This is a genomic window from Chryseobacterium sp. DZ-32 (assembly GCF_059587025.1).
On sequence record NZ_JCAIOM010000003.1, the window covers coordinates 295,441 to 314,011 of the forward strand.

Consider the following 18,571-nt stretch of genomic DNA (forward strand, 5'->3'; position numbering starts at 1 on the left):
GCAATAAGCAATGAAAATTACACTTAACAGAATAAACGACGATTTTTTATTTGAATGTACCAATGCTCAGGGAAATTCTATTCTTTTGGATAATACTTCCCAGCCGGGAGCTAAAGGAGTTTCTCCAATGGAAAGTGTACTGATGGCTGTGGCAGGCTGCAGCGGAATTGATGTAGTTTCTATTTTAAAGAAGCAGCGTCAGGAGATCAGAAGCTTTCAGGCAGAGGTAGAAGGAGAAAGAGTACAGGTAGAAGATGCAAAACCATTTAAATCGATTAACGTAAAATTCCTTCTGGAAGGAGAAATTGATCCTAAAAAAGCATTAAAGGCTGCAGAACTTTCTTTTGAAAAATACTGCTCTGTATCAAAAACGTTAGAACCGAATGTAGAAATCGGATACGAAGTCTATGTGAACGGAGAAAAAATTTAATCTCTTATATAAAATAACAAAAGCCGGATGTTTCATCCGGCTTTTATTATTACTCATTACCAATTACTCATTGCTTATTAAAAGGTGAGTCTTGGCTTTATCAGTTTCGCTACAGTAGCAGTCCATCCTGTTTGATGGGAAGCACCCACACCACGGCCGTTATCACCATGGAAATATTCAAAGAACGTAATATAATCTCTGAAGTGTTCATCATAATTGAACTTGGGATTGCCTCCGTTGAACGCCCTTTGGCCATGTTCATCCTTTAAAAATATTGAGCAGAGTCTTTTGCTGATATTCTGGGCTACTTCATCCAGGTTTCTTTTATCACCGCTTCCCGTTGGGAATTCTACTTTCAGACTGTTTCCATAATAATAATGGAAGCGCTGCAGGCTTTCAACAATCAGGAAATTGATAGGAAACCAGATGGGGCCGCGCCAGTTGCTATTTCCGCCAAACATTCTGCTGTCACTTTCTGCAGGCGTATAGTATACCATATTTTCAGACCCATGTACAGAGAATACAAACGGATTTTCTTCGTATACCTTAGACATAGCACGTATTCCGTAAGAACTCAGGAACTCATTTTCATCAAGCATTCTGGTCAGAACTTTTGTCAGTCTGTTTTTACGAAGTATGCTCATAAGGTGTTTTCGTCCGTGTCCTTCCTCGTCCCAATGGGAAACGAGTTTGGTAAGCTCCGGTTTATTTTTTAAGATCCACTCCATTCGGGTCCTGAAATTCGGCATCTTTTCCAGTAAGCGATGGTCTACAATTTCAACAGCAAACATAGGAATCAAACCAACAATACTTCTTAACCTCAAAGAAACACTGTCTCCGTTTCCAAGCTGCAATACATCATAGAAAAATCCGTCTTCTTCATTCCAAAGCCCTTTTGTGCCTTCACCAAGATTTTCCATAGCCTCAGCGATATAAAGATAATGTTCAAAAAACTTGATGGCCATATCTTCATATACCTGATAATACTGGGCAAGCTCCATTGCAATACGCATCATATTCAATGCATACATGGCCATCCAGCTGGTTCCGTCTGCCTGTTCAAGATGCTGTCCGTCCTTTAGTTCCATATTCCGGTCAAAAGCTCCGATATTATCAAGACCAAGAAACCCTCCACCAAAGATATTTTTTCCGTTTTTATCCTTTCGGTTCACCCACCAGGTGAAATTAAGAAGCAGTTTCTGGAAAACTTTCTCTAAAAATAATAAATCCGGTTTTCCGTTATTTTTTTCATCAATTTTAAAAACACGGAAACAAGACCATGCGTGTACCGGCGGATTCACATCACTCATATTCCACTCATAGGCAGGAAGCTGTCCATTGGGATGCATGTACCATTCCTTAGTAAGAAGTAAAAGCTGTCCCTTGGCAAATTCCGCATCAATGATGGAAAAAGGAACACAATGAAACGCCAGATCCCATGTGGCATACCATGGATATTCCCATTTATCGGGCATAGAAATAATATCCTTATTATGGAGATGATTCCATTCCGTATTTCTTACATATTCATTGAAATTTCTTGGGGCTTCAAAGTTGGGATCACCTTTCAGCCATTTTCCGATATTATAATGATAGAACTGCTTATTCCAGAGAAGTCCTGCAAAAGCCTGTCTCTGTACATTTCTCTCATCTTCGTTAACGGTATCATTCTGAATTTCCTGATAAAACTCTTCAGCTTCAGCCTGCCGGGTATTGAAAATTTCATCAAAGTTTTCAAAAGGATTATCATTTTCCTCAGGACATAATCTGAAATCAAAAACCTTTGATTCTCCAGCTCCGATAAGCTCATCGATCAGGAAAGAAGCTTTTGTCCCTTTCTTTGCGGGATTAATCGTATTTGCCTGGTGGGTAATAAAATGATTGATGCCATCTTTGAAATATGTATTTTCACCTGCAGGAGCTCCGTAAAGCTTAGAAGTATTGGTTTCATTATCACAAAATACGCTTTGTGCATTGGTATTTCGGGAATAAAGTTTTTTAATGGAGATACTGTCGTGTCCAATATTGATACTTCCGTCATGAGAAGCATTAAGCTCTGCCTTATAGGTGTTGTATCCCCATTTCCAGTTGTTTCTGAACCATACAGTAGGCGCTACCAGAATAGGTGCTTCATGCTGACTTCGGTTACAGACCGTTACTCTGGCAAGAATATCATTGTGATCGGCCTTGCAATATTCAATGAAAATATCAAAATATTCATCATTATCGAAAATTCCAGTATCGAAAATTTCATATTCCGGTTCCTTTTTACTGCGTCTTCCGTTTTCTGCAACAAGTTCATCGTAAGGAAATTCATTGATGGGATATTTATAAACCATTTTCATATAACTATGAGTAGGTGTATTATCCAGATAATAAAAGATTTCTTTGATGTCTTCCCCATGATTACCCTGAGGATTGCTCAAACCAAAGAATCGTTCCTTTACCATTTTGTCTTTCTTGTTCCAGAACGAAAAAGCAAAACATAAAAGCTGCTTTACATCAGAAATTCCGGCAATACCTTCTTCACCCCAACGGTAGGCATAGCTTTCTGCATTATTATGGTTGGTAAAATTCCAGGCATTCCCGTTCGGGCTATAATCTTCGCGTACATTTCCCCACTGCCGGTTGCTTACATAAGGTCCCCAGTTTTTCCATTTGGTATCTTGTAATCTATCTTTTTCGGCGGTCATATCTCATCACTTTTCCATACGAAGTTAGTTTTTTTGAGAAGTAATTCCAATTTTTTTCATCTGAATAATTATTAATATACTCTTGGAATACTTGTATTTAAGGGCTTTTTTAAATATTAAAATAATTTTTTTTTGAAATTAAAAGAAAAGAACTACCTTTGCACCATTCGTTCATTCAAATATTGAAAATGTTATCAAGAAAGGTTGAGGGATTAGACCCTATGAAACCTTAGCAACCCTTTGCGCAAGCAAAGAAGGTGCTACGTTCTACCAAATAATTTTGGACAGATAACTCACTGAAGTTCTTTTTCAGCCATTTCCTGTGGCATTTTCAATTGTATTAAAATTTAATAGAATTGAAAACAGAACTAAACTATATTAATCTTTCTTATCAAACTCATTCCCAAAAGGAATACCATATCCCGTTGAGCTATCAGCTCTTTGGGAAAGATCTGTTTACAGCCCCTGTTGTCTTAATCAACCATGCTCTCACCGGAAACTCAAATGTATCCGGAGAAAAAGGCTGGTGGAAACAGCTGGTAGGGAAAAATCAGATTGTTGATACCGATCAGTATACCGTTCTGTGCTTCAATATACCAGGAAACGGATATGACGATTTTTTAATTGAAGATTATGAAGACTTTACTCCTTCAGATATCGCTGCGATATTTCTGAAAGGGCTTGAAGTTTTACAGATCAAAAATTTATATGCCATTATAGGAGGCTCTCTGGGAGGAGGTATTGCCTGGGAAATGCTTGCCCAGCAGCCGGATCTTGCTGAGATTTTTATTCCTATTGCCTGCGATTACAGAACGCACGACTGGCTTCATGCACAGTGTCTGGTTCAGAAATTTTTATTAAATGATAAGGAAGAACCATTACAGAAAGCAAGAATTCATGCCATGTTGTGCTACAGAACACCGCAGTCGCTCAATGACAGATTTCAAAACCAATATAATCAGGACAAACAACGCCTGGAATCAGAAGACTGGCTGGTTTATCATGGTAATGCACTAAACGAAAGATTTAGTTTAAAAGCTTACAAATTGATGAATCATCTCTTGATGAATATAAATGCTGCTGATACAGCACTGGAGAACATACAGGCACGAATGCACATGATCTCCGTAGATACAGATTTATTTTTCCCGGCTTCTGAAATCCGAATGTGTTTTGAAAACTTAAAAGAGAAAAATAAAGATGTTTCTTATCACGAGATCCAATCTATACACGGGCATGATGCCTTCCTAATGGAATATCAACAATTAAATAATATCATTAAAAACATTTTATAGAAGTAATGAAAAATGCTAACGAAATAAAATTTTTGAAGAACAGATCAATCGTTAAATTTGAAGGAGAAGATTTCCTGGGAGAAATCGGGATTGACGGACGAATTTTTAAAGCGCTTACTTTGGCGCGTATCAGTGTAGGAGTAATCTCTCAGCAGGCCGTAGAAAACGGAATTTCTATCCTGGTTCATGAAAATGATGCAGAGAAGGCAGTGGCTTGTCTTATCGATGAATTTGAAGCAGAAAGAAAGTCAGGAAAAGTTTCCCAGATCTATAGTATCAATAATGTTTCTGTCATTGGTTTTGTAGCAGAAGATTTTAATAAAGTCTTTGCTGAGCTGGCAAGAAATAATGTTTTTCCATTGCTTTTGAACCAGGTAGCAGGAGAAAACAGAGTCAATATCGTAGTGACGTCTTCACAGGATGAAAAAACAAGAAACATCATAGAATCTGAAATTTTCAAAAAACCGAAAACCGTTCATCTGGCCATTATTGGCCATGGAAATGTAGGAAAAACCTTGATAGAACAGGTACTTGAATCTGCAGAAGAAATTAAAAAACGTAAAAAAATAGACCTTAAAGTAGTTGCAGTAGCCAACTCAAAGAAAATTGCCTTCAACAAAAAAGGATTTGATGCCAATTGGGGGGATGAGGTTTTAACAGCAGAACGTCCGTCAAATGTTGAAGAACTGATTAATTTCTCCAACGAAAACCAACTGGAAAATCTGATCGTTGTGGATAACACCGCAAGCAAGGATTTTGTTAAAAACTATCACGCTTTGGCAGAAAACGGTTTTGATCTGGTTTCTTCCAACAAAATTTTCAATACCCTTCCAATTGAAGAATACAGAAAACTAAGATATACGTTGAATAAAAATAACAGACGTTACCTGTATGAAACCAATGTGGGAGCAGGATTACCGTTAATTGATACCATCAAGTTATTACACCTTTCAGGAGAAAATATCACAAGAATTAAAGGCGTATTCTCAGGAACATTGAGTTATGTGTTCAATAATTTTTCTTTGAGGGACGATAAATTCTCAACCATTATCAACGAAGCTTTGGAGAAAGGATATACAGAACCGGATCCGAGAGAAGACTTATCAGGAAACGATGTAGCAAGAAAATTATTGATTCTGGCGAGAGAATTAGACTTAATCAACGAATTCGGAGATATTAATATTCAGAATCTTGTTCCGGAAAGCCTTCTTGAAGTTTCAAAATCAGAATTCCTTTCAAGGCTGGAAGAACTGGACGAAGAATATCAGAAAATAAAAGGAAACCAGGAACCGGGACATGTATTGAGATATGTAGGTGATCTGCACGGAGATTTACAGAAAGATAAAGGTGAACTGGATGTAAAACTGGTTTCTGTTCCTGCAACTTCAGCATTGGGACAACTGAAAGGTTCAGACTCCATCTTTGAAATCTACACAGAAAGCTATGGAGAAAATCCAATCGTGATTATGGGAGCCGGAGCTGGTGCAAAGGTAACCGCAAGAGGAGTATTCGGAGATATTTTAAGAGTAAGTGAAACAAAATAATATTTAATATAACAATCTAATAATGTATCAGTTTACCAATAATTGGTGTCGTTATTCTGAGCAAAGCGAAGATTTTAATTGGTACATTGTTAGACTGATATATTGGTAAATTAATTAAAACTATATGGAAAATTTTGAAACATCAGCAATAAGAACCCAGACGGAAAGAACTCAGTTTGATGAGCATTCTACGCCGCTCTATCTTACCTCCAGCTTTATATTTCAGGATGCGGAGGATATGAGAGCAAGCTTTGCAGAAGAAAAACCTAAAAATTTATACAGCCGTTTCTCTAATCCAAACGTAACCGAATTTACAGATAAGATCGTTAAAATGGAAGGTGCAGAAGCAGGATATGCCTTTGCAACAGGAATGGCAGCCATCTATTCTACATTTGCCACATTATTGAATGCCGGAGATCATATCGTAAGCTGCCAGTCAGTATTCGGGTCTACCCATACGTTGTTTACCAAATACTTCCCGAAATGGAATATTGAAACCTCTTACTTCAAAGCAGAAGATGCAGAGAATGTAGAACAATATATTAAGCCCAATACAAAGATCTTATATCTTGAAACACCTACCAATCCCGCTATTGAAATTCTTGATCTAGAGTTTTTCGGTCAGATCGCCAAAAAGCATAATCTTATATTTATTGTAGATAATTGTTTTGCAACACCTTATCTTCAGCAGCCCATCAAATATGGTGCAGATATTGTGGTACACTCAGCAACGAAACTGATTGACGGACAGGGGAGAGTTTTAGGAGGAATCGCAGTAGGAAAAGAAGACCTGATCAGAGAAATTTATCTTTTCGCAAGAAATACAGGGCCTGCATTGTCTCCTTTCAACGCCTGGGTATTATCAAAAAGTCTGGAAACACTGGCTATCCGTGTAGAAAAGCATTGTGAGAATGCATTGAAGGTAGCTGAGTTTTTAGAAAGTCATCCAAATGTTGAACTGGTAAAATATCCATTCCTGAAATCCCATCCTGGTTATGAAGTCGCCAAAAAGCAGATGAAACTCGGAGGAAATATTGTGGCCTTTGAAATAAAAGGGGGAATAGAAGGAGGAAGAAACTTTTTAGATAAGATACAAATGTGTTCATTGTCTGCCAACTTAGGTGATACAAGAACGATCGTTACGCATCCGGCTTCTACAACGCATTCCAAATTATCAGACGAGGAAAGAAATGAAGTAGGAATTACTGCAGGACTGGTACGTTGTTCAGTAGGATTGGAAAATGTGGATGATATCATTGCAGATTTAAAACAAGCTTTGGATTAATTCAAACAGCTGCAGGCTTTACCTAAAATCGATAAAATGAAAAATTCAGAACAATTATATAAAGCTTTATCCGAAAGAATTTTAATTCTTGACGGAGCAATGGGAACAATGCTCCAGAGATACAAATTTGAAGAAGAAGACTACCGCGGAGAGCGTTTCAAAGATTGGGAACATCCGGTAAAAGGAAATAATGACCTGCTTTCTCTGACGCAACCTCAGGCTATTGAAGAAGTCCACAGGAAATATCTTGAAGCAGGAGCGGACATTATTGAAACCAATACGTTCTCTGGAACTACTATTGCCATGGCAGATTATCATATGGAAGATCTGGTATACGACCTGAACTATGAGTCAGCAAAAATTGCAAGAAAAGTCTGTGACGAGTATACAGCAAAAAATCCGGATAAACCGAGATTCGTCGCAGGATCTATCGGACCTACCAACAGAACCGCAAGCTTAAGTCCGGATGTAAATGATCCGGGATACAGAGCCATCACCTTTGAAGAATTGAGAGTAGCATACAAGCAGCAATGTGAAGCGCTGCTGGATGGAGGTTCAGATATTCTTCTGGTAGAAACCATCTTTGATACACTGAATGCGAAAGCAGCTTTATTTGCGATTGATGAACTTCAGGATGAAAGAGGAATTAAGATTCCAATTATGGTTTCAGGAACTATTACAGATGCTTCAGGAAGAACATTGAGTGGACAGACCGCAGAAGCTTTTCTGATCTCAGTTTCCCACCTGAATTTATTAAGTGTAGGTTTCAACTGTGCATTGGGAGCAGATCAGCTGACTCCTTATCTTGAAACACTGGCTCATAATTCAGAATTCTATGTTTCAGCATATCCGAATGCCGGTTTACCGAATGCTTTTGGAAAATATGACGAAACTCCGGAAGATATGGCAAGGCAGATCAAAGAATATGTAGAGAAAGGATTAATCAATATTATAGGAGGATGCTGTGGTACAACGCCTGAACATATTAAAGCGATTGCTGATCTGGTAGAAAAATATGAGCCAAGGAAATTGAAGAAATTTGTATGATTTGATAGATTTTTTTAATTAAAATCAAGAATAAAGGCTGAAATATTAATATTAACTTTAAGTAAACCACAAAGTTATAAATATGGAAAAGCCAATTTACTTAAAAGATTCCGAGGATGTCAGATTATTTAATGAGCTGAGAAAGAAAGTGAACCAAAGAGTAGAAGCCATTTCTGAAAACAGAGATATCTACATTCAGATCAAAGCAGTCATCCTGCCATTGGTCTATATTGGTTTATATTTTCTCGCTGTTCTTAATGCCGAAAAGCATTGGATCTATATTCTGAGTTTTGTTTTAATGGGAATTTCTCTGGTTTTGATTTATTTAAACTTAATCCACGAAGCGGCCCATAACAATATTTATAAAAGTAAAAGATTAAACGGGCTGGTTCTTCACATTTTTGATTTTGTAGGCGCCAATTCATATATCTGGAAAAAAAGACATATCGCAAGCCATCACGCCTATCCGAACGTAGATGGATGGGATACGGATATCGAGCAGAGCGGACTGCTTTTAATTGTACCGTGGATTAAAGCGAAAGGAGTACAGAAGTATCAGGACAAGTTTTTCTTTTTAGTCTATCCGTTGTATTTGTTCAACTGGATGTTTATAAGAGACTTCAGAGACTTTTTTGATAAAGAAAGGGTGATTTTAAAAACCCAGGGAAAGATACCCACCATTGAAAAAGTAAAAATGATAAGCTATAAGCTGTTCTATTTCTTTTATCAGATCGTTGTTCCTGTAGTGTTCTTTAAAGTATCAATAGGATTGGCTTTAGGAGCGTGGTTTTTACAGGTGATATCAGCAAGTATTTTTGCATTGTTTGTGTTACTGCCTTTGCATCCGCTTCCTGATAATGCCTTTCCAAAATTAAATAAAGAGAATGGTCTGCCGTTTAGCTGGCTTCGCCACCAGCTGGAAGTAACCAATGATCTCAAAGAAAATAACTGGTTTGTAAGAAATGTGTTGGGAAATTTCAATTTTCATGTTGCTCACCATCTGTTTCCCAATTACAGTTATATGTATTATAATGAAATTACAGAGGAGATTGAAGAATTTGCTAAAGAACATGGTTTAGCATACAAAAGATTTCCGCTGATTACAGCTTTAAGTAAGCATAGGGATTTATTGAAGCAGAATGCCAATAATGCCTACTATATTTTAGAAGAATAAAATGAAGTATTTAAGATTATCAGGCCTCGAGCCTCTTATCATAACCCCGGAAAGTAATTTCATCAACGTTGGTGAAAGAACAAATGTTGCCGGATCCAAAAAGTTTTTAAGACTGATTAAAGAGGAGAAATTCTCAGAAGCCTTAGATATTGCCCGCCATCAGGTAGAAGGAGGTGCCCAGATTCTGGATGTTAACTTTGATGATGGGTTGATCGATGGAAAAGCATCGATGATCAAATTCCTGAACTTAATTGCCTCTGAACCGGATATTGCAAGAATCCCGATTATGGTAGATTCTTCCAAATGGGAGATCCTTGAAGCAGGTCTTCAGGTAGCTCAGGGAAAATGTGTCGTGAATTCCATTAGCTTAAAAGAAGGCGAGGAAGAATTTATCAAACATGCCAAGGCTATCAAAAGGTATGGTGCAGCTGTCATTGTAATGGCATTTGATGAGGTAGGACAGGCAGACAGTTTTGAACGAAGAATTGAAATTTCAAAACGTTCCTATGATATTTTGGTGAACCAGATTGGCTTCCCCGCAGAAGATATCATTTTTGACTTAAATATCTTTCCGGTAGCAACTGGAATGGATGAGCACAGAAGAAATGCCATCGATTTTATTGAAGCGACACGCTGGGTAAGACAAAACCTTCCTTACGCATCCGTGAGTGGAGGCGTGAGTAATGTTTCTTTCTCTTTCCGTGGAAATGATACGGTGAGAGAAGCCATGCACTCTGTATTCCTGTACCATGCGATTCAGGCAGGAATGAACATCGGTATTGTAAATCCGGCTATGCTGGAGGTTTATGATGAAATTAATAAAGAATTGCTGGAGCTTGTAGAAGATGTCATCCTGGATAAAAGAGAAGATGCTACAGAAAGACTTCTCGACTATTCCGAAAAGCATAAATCAGTTAAAAAAGAAAAAACTGAAGACTTAGAATGGAGAAACAATCCATTGCAGGAAAGGATTACCCATGCTTTGGTAAAAGGAATCGACCGTTTTATTGAAGAAGATGTAGAAGAAGCAAGACAATTGGCAGAAAGACCGCTACATGTTATCGAAGTGAATTTAATGACCGGAATGGGAGTCGTAGGAGATTTATTCGGAAGCGGTAAAATGTTCCTTCCACAGGTTGTAAAATCCGCAAGGGTAATGAAAAAGGCAGTAGCTTATTTACAGCCTTTCATTGAAGCAGAAAAAGACGGAACAAAACCTGCTAACGGAAAAATCTTAATGGCAACGGTAAAAGGAGATGTTCATGATATCGGCAAAAACATTGTGAGTGTTGTTTTAGGTTGTAACAACTATGAAATTGTTGACCTTGGAGTAATGGTTCCTGCCGAAAAGATTATTCAGACTGCCATTGAAGAAAAAGTAGATGTTATTGGGCTAAGCGGACTGATTACCCCAAGTTTGGATGAAATGGTGTACATCGCTTCAGAATTAGAAAGACAAAATTTAGATTTTCCATTATTAATCGGTGGTGCTACAACTTCAAAAGCACATACCGCAGTGAAAATCGATTTAAAATATAAAAATGCCGTCGTTCACGTAAATGATGCTTCAAGAGCGGTAAACGTTGTAAGCTCATTGCTGGGTGACAGAAATAAAGAATATGTTTCGGATTTAAAGAACGACTACTCTGATTTCAGAGAAAAGTTTCTGAACAGACAGGTGGATAAAGATTATGTTTCCATTAAAGAAGCAAGGGAAAATCAATTTAAAATTGACTGGGAAAATGAAGAAATTTTCACACCGAATAATCTCGGAATAAAAGTAATTGAAAATCAGGATCTGAGAGAGCTTCTTCCTTTCATCGACTGGTCTCCGTTTTTCAGAAGCTGGGATCTTCACGGAAAATACCCGAATATCTTAGAAGATGAGGTGGTAGGAGCTCAGGCAAAAGAACTGTTCAAAGATGCTCAGGTCATTTTGAATAGAATTCTGGATGAGAAACTTTTAACCGCAAAAGCCATCTTCGGAATCTTTAAGGCCAATTCCAATGAATCCGATGATATTTTAATTTTTGATGAAAATAATAATGAGCAGGCAAAGTTTTTAACCTTAAGACAGCAGGCTCAGAGATCAAAAGGAAAAGACTATCTCGCACTCAGTGATTTTATCGCCCCTCAAAGTTCAGGAAAAACCGATTATGTAGGAGCTTTCTGTGTAACCACCGGATTTGGTACCGATGAACTGTCCACGGAATACGAAAAAGCCAATGATGATTATAATTCCATCATGGTAAAAGCTCTTGCAGACCGTTTTGCAGAAGCTTATGCAGAATTTTTGCACAAAAAAGTAAGAACAGAATATTGGGGATATGCCAATCAGGAAAACTTAAGCAATGAAGAATTGATTGCCGAAAAATATAAAGGAATCCGTCCCGCCCCAGGTTATCCGGCTTGCCCGGACCATCTGGAAAAGAAAACCATCTGGGACCTTTTAAAAGTAGAAGAGAATACTGGGGTTTTCCTTACAGAAAGCCTTGCCATGTTCCCTACAGCATCTGTTTCCGGATATTATTTCGGAAGCCCGCATGCCAAATATTTCGGATTAGGAAAAATAACAGAAGACCAGCTTGAAGATTATGCAGCAAGAAGAGGTTGTAGCATCCAGGAAGCGAAAAAATGGTTGTCACCCAATTTAGCAGATTAACATTGACATGAAGATAACAGAACACATTAAAAACGCAAATGGAAAAACTTTATTCTCCTTAGAAGTTGTTCCGCCACAAAAGGGAATAGGTATTGAAGACCTTTATACCAATATAGATCCGTTGATGGAGTTCAAACCTCCTTTCATTGATGTGACCACATCCAGAGAAGAATACATTTATCTGGACAAAGGAAATGGTTTGATGGAGCGTCGTATTACAAGAATGCGCCCCGGAACACTGGGGATTTGTGCTGCCATCCAGCATAAATACAATGTTGATACAGTACCACATCTTCTTTGCGGAGGTTTTACAAAAGAAGAAACAGAATATCTGCTGGTAGACTGTATGTATCTTGGGATAGATAATGTAATGGCCTTAAGAGGGGACGCCATGAAAGGACATCAGTATTTTGAACCTACTCAGGGAGGACACGCTAGTGCAATGGATCTTGTCAACCAGATTAATGATCTGGGAAGGGGAAAATATCTTCATAACGAAGAACAGGTTTGTGATGAACTGAACAAATTCTGCATCGGTGTTGCTGGATATCCCGAAAAACATATGGAAGCGCCCTCCATGAATTATGATCTGAAGTGGCTGAAGCAAAAAGTAGATGCCGGAGCAGATTATATCGTTACCCAGATGTTTTTTGACAATAAAAAGTATATTGAATTCGTTCAGAAAGCAAGAGAAATGGGAATAATGGTTCCAATTATTCCGGGAATCAAACCTATTGCCACTAAGAAGCACTTGAAAATCCTGCCACAGGTATTCAAAATAGATCTTCCTGAAGAACTGATCAATGAGGTGGAAAATGCAAAGAATAATGAAGCGGTAAAACAGATCGGAATAGAATGGTCTATTGCTCAGTGTAAAGAACTTTTGGACTTTGGAGTTCCTGTTCTCCACTTTTACTCAATGGGAAAAAGTGATAACATCAAAAAAGTAGCCGGTGAGCTATTCTAATAAAAGTACCAAAATGAAGGAACCCCTGTAAATTTCACAGGGGTTTATTTTTTTATTGATTTAAGAACTTAACCAGTTTGATGAGGTCTTCTTCTTTGTTGATTTTAATATTATTAGATTTTACAAAGTTTTCAATCTCATCCTTTTTTGCAGGGAAGGCCTCTGTGATATCTTTTATTTTCTTCGGTTTTTTAATATATCCTGATTCTGTTTTGATATAGTAAACAGGGTCTAATGTTTTAAAAAAAGCCGCTTTATCAGTTGCATATGAATTGGCTGCAGGGATGGCATCTTGAAATTTAACCTTTATTTTTTTGAAAAGCGGAATTTTACCATTAACTAATTCAAAAAAATAACCACTCAGATCATCATCAGTTTTTAATAATACCATTGTGCTTTTTGGCGATGAAATTTCAATTTTGGAAAACTGTTCTTCTTTAGGCAGGACCAAAGGTTTACCTTCTTTCTGAAATTCTACTTCATCCTTGTAGCTATTGTATCTTACAGGTACTTTTTCAAAGTTTTCACCTACTTTAGCAAGATGAAACTCTGAATTGTAATAAGGAGAACCTGCTATTTCATCATACTTTAATGCTCTCCCATAGTTTTCTGATCGTACTCCGAATACTGCGTGATCTCCTCCGAGGCTGTTTACAGATATTGTACTTGAGTAGCCGGATGAGTAGTTATCAGGAGTAAAATCCTGTGCAAATACAATGCATGAAGTAACCAGTAAGGCGCATATAATTACTTTTCTCATTTTGTTAGTTTTATTAAAGTTTTCAAAAGTTATTTTCAAAAATACGATTATTATTCTTAAAATGATGAAATTTTGTTAAAGTATTTAGCTATAGTATTGTGTGTGTCTCAAACTCCTTACTCCTGTCAAACAAATACCGGTAAGTAGCAAGCTTGCGCGTTACTGTGGTATCAAGAGTTTCTGCAATCTTAATCATTTTAGGGTTAAAATCACCAATCCATTGAAGCTCCGTAATGGTAAAATCCGTATGTTTTCTTAAATGTTGAGTTCCTTCCCAGATCATATATCCGTCTATGCCTTTCTTCTGCCATTCCGGGACAACACCAAAAACAAGCCCCACCATTTTTTCATTCTTTTTAAAACGTTTTAAAAACAAAAATTTAAGCTTTTGAAAAATCCCGAATTTCCCGTTCAGGTATTTAAACCACTGGTTGAGATCAGGAATATTGATCCACATCGCAATCGGTTTTTCGTTTTCGTAGACAAACCAGGAGATATGTTCATTAATGATAGGTTTCATGGTGTTGAACATCTTCAGAACTTTTGCTTCTTCAAGATGCTTTCCTTCTCCATGAGATGCCCATGCTTTATTATAAATCTCTGTAAAATCCTTTGCAAACTTCGGCAGATTATTCTTTTTCATAGGTTGTGCTGAGATCGCAGGGTTTCTTCTGTTCTTTTCATGCGCAATGGTAAAGATCCTCGACACTTCCGCAAAAACAGGTCTGGTAAAACATAGCTGTTCAAAATAAATCTGAAAACCATAATTTTCAAAAAGATCTTTGTAATAAGGGAAATTGTAGTTCATTCCAAATAAAGGCTCGATAAAACCTTCAATTAAAAGCCCCCAGAATTTATCCCGTTCCCCAAAATTGATAGGTCCGTCCATTGCTTCAATCCCTTTTATTTGAAGCCAGTTTTTACAATGGTCAAAAATAAAATTGGCAGTTTCCTGATCATTAATACAGTCGAAAAATCCAATTCCTCCCGTAGGCTGCTTCTGTTCATAACAGCCGTTCACAAAAACAGCTACTTTCCCAACGGTGTTACCATTTCTTTTAAACAGAAACCTTTTACATTCTCCGTTTTTGAAGAATTTATTCTTGGCAGGATCAAAAATCTCCTCAATATGTTTATCTAAAGGGCGGATATAATTTTTGTCGTGTTCATAAAGACGGGCCGGGAATTCCAGAAATTCCCTTTTATGGAGTTGGTTTTGTACTTCTTCGACAATAATCATAGGCTTTTTAATCTGAGCTGGTTATAAAAGATAATGTTTTTCACCCTAATTGAATATAGATGAACAGATATTATCCGTATTTTTGCTGCAAATTAAATAAAAATGGTTGATTTTACTGATAACGACGATGATATTTTCACTGGAAAAGAACATACGCCTATAAGGGAAGATGCTTTTGATAAATCGCCACAGGAAAAAATTGAAAAAATTACTGAGCTTTTTGGTGAGATTATGGAAACGTTGGGATTGGATATGACAGATGACTCTCTGAAGGATTCTCCAAGACGTGTTGCCAAAATGTATGTGAACGAGATTTTCGGAGGACTTCTTCCTGAAAATAAACCAGGAATCTCCACTTTCTCCAACAAATACAAATACCGCCAGATGCTGGTGGAAAAGGATATCACGGTATACTCTTTTTGCGAGCACCACTTTTTACCCATCATAGGGAGAGCCCATGTTGCTTATATTTCCAATGGCGAAGTAATTGGTCTTTCAAAAATTAACAGAATTGTTGATTATTACGCGAAAAGACCACAGGTTCAGGAAAGGCTTACCATGCAGATTGTAGACGCATTGAAAGAAGCTTTGGGAACGAAAGATGTAGCCTGCATTATTGATGCAAAACACCTTTGTGTCAACTGCAGAGGAATAAAAGATACAGCAAGCTCCACAATTACTGCGGAACTCAGTGGTATTTTCAGAACAAACCCTATCACAAGACAGGAATTCTTACATTACGTAGGAAGTCATGCAAAGCTTGATTAATAAACAATGAACTACCAGATCCTTAAAAATATTATTGATGCAGAGCTCCAGAGATTCCAGACAATTTCTGAAGACGAATGGAATTACAAAAATGCACCGGAAAAATGGTCCAAAAAAGAAATTATTGGCCATCTTTGTGACAGTGCTTTAACGAATATCCGTAGATTTGTTGTAACCCAATACAAAGAGAACGAGAATATCGTTTATGATCAGAACTTTTGGGTGAAAGCTCAGAACTATCAGAATGTTCCTGTTTCAGATCTTATTGATCTGTGGAAATCCTTGAACTATCAGATTGTTCATATTGTAGAAAATATCCCGGATGAAGCATTACAAAGAACCTGTGATACTAGCAAAACAGAACCGCAGGTTTATACGTTGGAGTTTATTATCAATGATTATGTAGATCATCTGCATCATCATTTAAAAGCGATTTAATTATGATAAAATTTAAAAAAGTTTCAGATAAGATTTTTATCACGACAATTATTTGTTGTGACAAAAGTATTTTTTAACTCAATTTTGAATCTTTAAAATCATTAAATCTTTAACTTAAAAATAAATGCAATTAAAATTATATAACTCCCTTACAGCGGAAAAAGAAATATTCAAACCTATCTTGGAAGGAAATGTCGGAATGTATGTCTGCGGACCTACCGTGTACAGCAATGTACATTTGGGAAATGTAAGAACTTTCCTTTCTTTCGATTTTATCTACCGTACCCTGATGCATTTGGGATACAAAGTAAGGTATGTGAGAAATATTACCGACGCAGGACACCTTACCGATGATGGAAATGTAGATAACGACAGATTCGTAAAACAAACCAGACTTGAAAAGCTGGAGCCTATGGAAATTGTACAGAAATACACCGTAGACTTTCACAAAGTCCTGGATATGTTCAACTTACTTCCTCCAAACATCGAACCTACTGCTACAGGACATATTGTAGAGCAGATCGAGTTAACTCAAAAACTAATTGAAAGAGGATTTGCTTACGAAAGCAACGGTTCAGTGTATTTTGATGTTTTGGAGTACAATAAAAGAGGGCTGAATTATGGTGAGCTTTCAAAACGTAACATAGAAGAGCTTTTCGCCAATACCAGAGACCTTGACGGACAGGGTGAAAAGAAAAACCCTCAGGATTTTGCATTGTGGAAAAAAGCCTCTCCGGCTCACATCATGAGATGGAATTCCCCTTGGGGAGAAGGTTTCCCGGGATGGCACCTTGAATGTACTGCAATGAGTACAAAATATCTGGGTGAAACATTCGATATCCATGGAGGAGGAATGGACCTAAAATTCCCTCACCACGAATGTGAAATTGCACAAGGGAAAGCCTGCAACGATGCTGCACCGGTAAATTACTGGATGCACGCCAATATGCTGACGATGAATTCTCAGCGTATGAGCAAATCTACAGGAAACTATATTCTGCCAATGCAGCTGGTGACAGGAGATAACGACTTCTTTGAAAAACCGTTCCACCCTTCAATTGTACGCTTCTGCTTCCTGCAGGCGCACTACCGAAGCGTTCTGGATATTTCAAACGATGCCATGATAGCAAGCGAAAAAGGATTTATCAAATTAATGGAAGCTGTGAAAGTATTGGCTTCTATTACCCCTGATGATTCAAAACAATCCGGTTTTAGCCTGAAAGAATGGAAAAATAAAGCCTATGAAGCATTAACAGATGATTTTAATTCGCCAATCCTGATTGCCCACCTGTTTGAAGCGGTGAAATATATCTTTGCGCTGAAAGATGGTAAAGAAACAATTACAACAGAAGATCTTGAAGACTTAAAGTCAACACTGAATGCTTTCATCTTCGACGTTCTGGGATTACAGACCGTAGAAGAAAATAACAATGAAAAACTTGATCAGACCTTAAAAGTTTTGATCGAATTGAGAAACCAGGCAAGAAAATCCAAAAACTTCGAACTTTCAGACCAGATCAGAGATAAACTGCTTGCAGAAGGTATCGAATTAAAAGACGGAAGAGACGGAACATCATACGTTCTGAACTAGAAATATAACTTCGTTTTATCCCCATTCCGTAGGAGTCCCTTATGTACAGGATTCTTACGGAATGTTTTTTTTTAATACAGCAGAAAATCCATTAGAATTTCATATTCCTCTTTTTTATTCTCTCTTCTCCCATACACTTAAACTTTTTCACCCTACAACTCTAGGCTCCCAAACTTTCCAACTTTTTCAGGAGCTGTTTCCTGCTATCCATTCATACTCCTCGCGCCAGCGCACTCCCACGCTCAGTCCCACCCACTCCCCAACCCATGCTGTGGGGTAACCATTCCTATCAGGGCTAGGGAAGGAGGGTAGGATATAAGTAATAAGTAATAATTTGGCCCAATGAAAACAAGTTCATATATAAAATATCCATCATGATCCGTGTCAATCTGTGTCATCCGCGGTAAAAAATAAAAACCATTCAATAGGAACGAGCTTTCGCCTAACTTATCCCTTTATTATATATAGTATATTACAATCATCCCGAAACCACTCATCCTTGCACTTCGCTCCCCGTATCCCGCATCTCGAATCTCGAATCCCTCCCTTCTCACGCTCTCTCACCCTCAAACCCTCCCACACTCCAACTCCTTCCTTCCATTCCAAACAAATGTTTAAAATTTTTCTCCCTGCCTTCCAGTCCTTTAGGAATAAATATCACTGTAATGTAAAATTTA

The 18,571-nt window shown here is 37.6% G+C and carries 14 protein-coding genes and 1 riboswitch; of the genes, 11 read left to right on the top strand and 3 right to left on the bottom strand.

What is annotated here, in order from left to right; all coding sequences use genetic code 11:
* Positions 1–10 precede the first annotated feature (10 nt).
* Positions 11–430, top strand: a complete 420-nt coding sequence (locus AC59HC_RS05175; RefSeq protein WP_202840790.1) for an OsmC family protein — start codon at positions 11–13, stop codon at positions 428–430.
* Between the two features lie 77 nt (positions 431–507).
* On the opposite strand, the gene AC59HC_RS05180 is transcribed toward AC59HC_RS05175, so the two are convergent.
* Positions 508–3,123, bottom strand: coding sequence for an MGH1-like glycoside hydrolase domain-containing protein (locus AC59HC_RS05180; protein ID WP_202840788.1), 2,616 nt, complete (start codon positions 3,121–3,123; stop codon positions 508–510).
* Between the two features lie 188 nt (positions 3,124–3,311).
* A riboswitch (SAM riboswitch) is annotated at positions 3,312–3,418 on the top strand.
* A 61-nt stretch (positions 3,419–3,479) separates the two neighbouring features.
* Here AC59HC_RS05180 and AC59HC_RS05185 point away from each other — a divergent pair.
* The 7 genes from AC59HC_RS05185 (at position 3,480) to metF (ending at position 13,097) form a co-directional block, all read left to right on the top strand.
* Complete coding sequence (locus tag AC59HC_RS05185) at positions 3,480–4,418, top strand: alpha/beta fold hydrolase (protein WP_496558104.1); 939 nt, start codon at positions 3,480–3,482, stop codon at positions 4,416–4,418.
* A 5-nt stretch (positions 4,419–4,423) separates the two neighbouring features.
* Positions 4,424–5,962, top strand: a complete 1,539-nt coding sequence (locus AC59HC_RS05190; RefSeq protein ID WP_496558105.1) for an ACT domain-containing protein — start codon at positions 4,424–4,426, stop codon at positions 5,960–5,962.
* A gap of 124 nt (positions 5,963–6,086) precedes the next feature.
* Positions 6,087–7,247 (top strand): O-succinylhomoserine sulfhydrylase, encoded by a 1,161-nt coding sequence (locus AC59HC_RS05195; protein WP_496558106.1) that lies wholly within the window; start codon positions 6,087–6,089, stop codon positions 7,245–7,247.
* 36 nt (positions 7,248–7,283) lie between these two features.
* Positions 7,284–8,294: a homocysteine S-methyltransferase family protein gene (locus tag AC59HC_RS05200; protein ID WP_496558107.1), complete on the top strand. Its 1,011-nt coding sequence runs from the start codon at positions 7,284–7,286 to the stop codon at positions 8,292–8,294.
* 82 nt (positions 8,295–8,376) lie between these two features.
* Positions 8,377–9,468: a fatty acid desaturase family protein gene (locus AC59HC_RS05205; RefSeq protein WP_277693875.1), complete on the top strand. Its 1,092-nt coding sequence runs from the start codon at positions 8,377–8,379 to the stop codon at positions 9,466–9,468.
* A gap of 1 nt (position 9,469) precedes the next feature.
* Positions 9,470–12,130 (top strand): methionine synthase, encoded by a 2,661-nt coding sequence (gene metH, locus AC59HC_RS05210; protein WP_120232630.1) that lies wholly within the window; start codon positions 9,470–9,472, stop codon positions 12,128–12,130.
* Positions 12,131–12,137: 7 nt separating this feature from the next.
* Positions 12,138–13,097: a methylenetetrahydrofolate reductase [NAD(P)H] gene (gene metF, locus AC59HC_RS05215; RefSeq protein ID WP_120232631.1), complete on the top strand. Its 960-nt coding sequence runs from the start codon at positions 12,138–12,140 to the stop codon at positions 13,095–13,097.
* A 52-nt stretch (positions 13,098–13,149) separates the two neighbouring features.
* On the opposite strand, the gene AC59HC_RS05220 is transcribed toward metF, so the two are convergent.
* Positions 13,150–13,857 carry a hypothetical protein gene (locus AC59HC_RS05220; protein ID WP_429816834.1) on the bottom strand — a complete coding sequence of 236 codons (708 nt, stop codon included), beginning with the start codon at positions 13,855–13,857 and terminating at the stop codon, positions 13,150–13,152.
* Positions 13,858–13,945: 88 nt separating this feature from the next.
* Entirely contained in the window at positions 13,946–15,097 is a 1,152-nt protein-coding gene (locus AC59HC_RS05225) for a hypothetical protein (RefSeq protein WP_429816831.1), read from the bottom strand.
* Positions 15,098–15,199: 102 nt separating this feature from the next.
* On the opposite strand from AC59HC_RS05225, the gene folE reads away from it, so the two are divergent.
* From folE to cysS, 3 genes are all read left to right on the top strand, one after another.
* Entirely contained in the window at positions 15,200–15,865 is a 666-nt protein-coding gene (gene folE / locus AC59HC_RS05230) for a GTP cyclohydrolase I FolE (protein ID WP_002983392.1), read from the top strand.
* Between the two features lie 6 nt (positions 15,866–15,871).
* Positions 15,872–16,303, top strand: coding sequence for a DinB family protein (locus AC59HC_RS05235; protein WP_411414625.1), 432 nt, complete (start codon positions 15,872–15,874; stop codon positions 16,301–16,303).
* Positions 16,304–16,427: 124 nt separating this feature from the next.
* On the top strand, positions 16,428–17,894 hold the full coding sequence (gene cysS, locus AC59HC_RS05240) for a cysteine--tRNA ligase (protein ID WP_496558108.1): 1,467 nt from the start codon (positions 16,428–16,430) through the stop codon (positions 17,892–17,894).
* Positions 17,895–18,571: the final 677 nt, after the last annotated feature.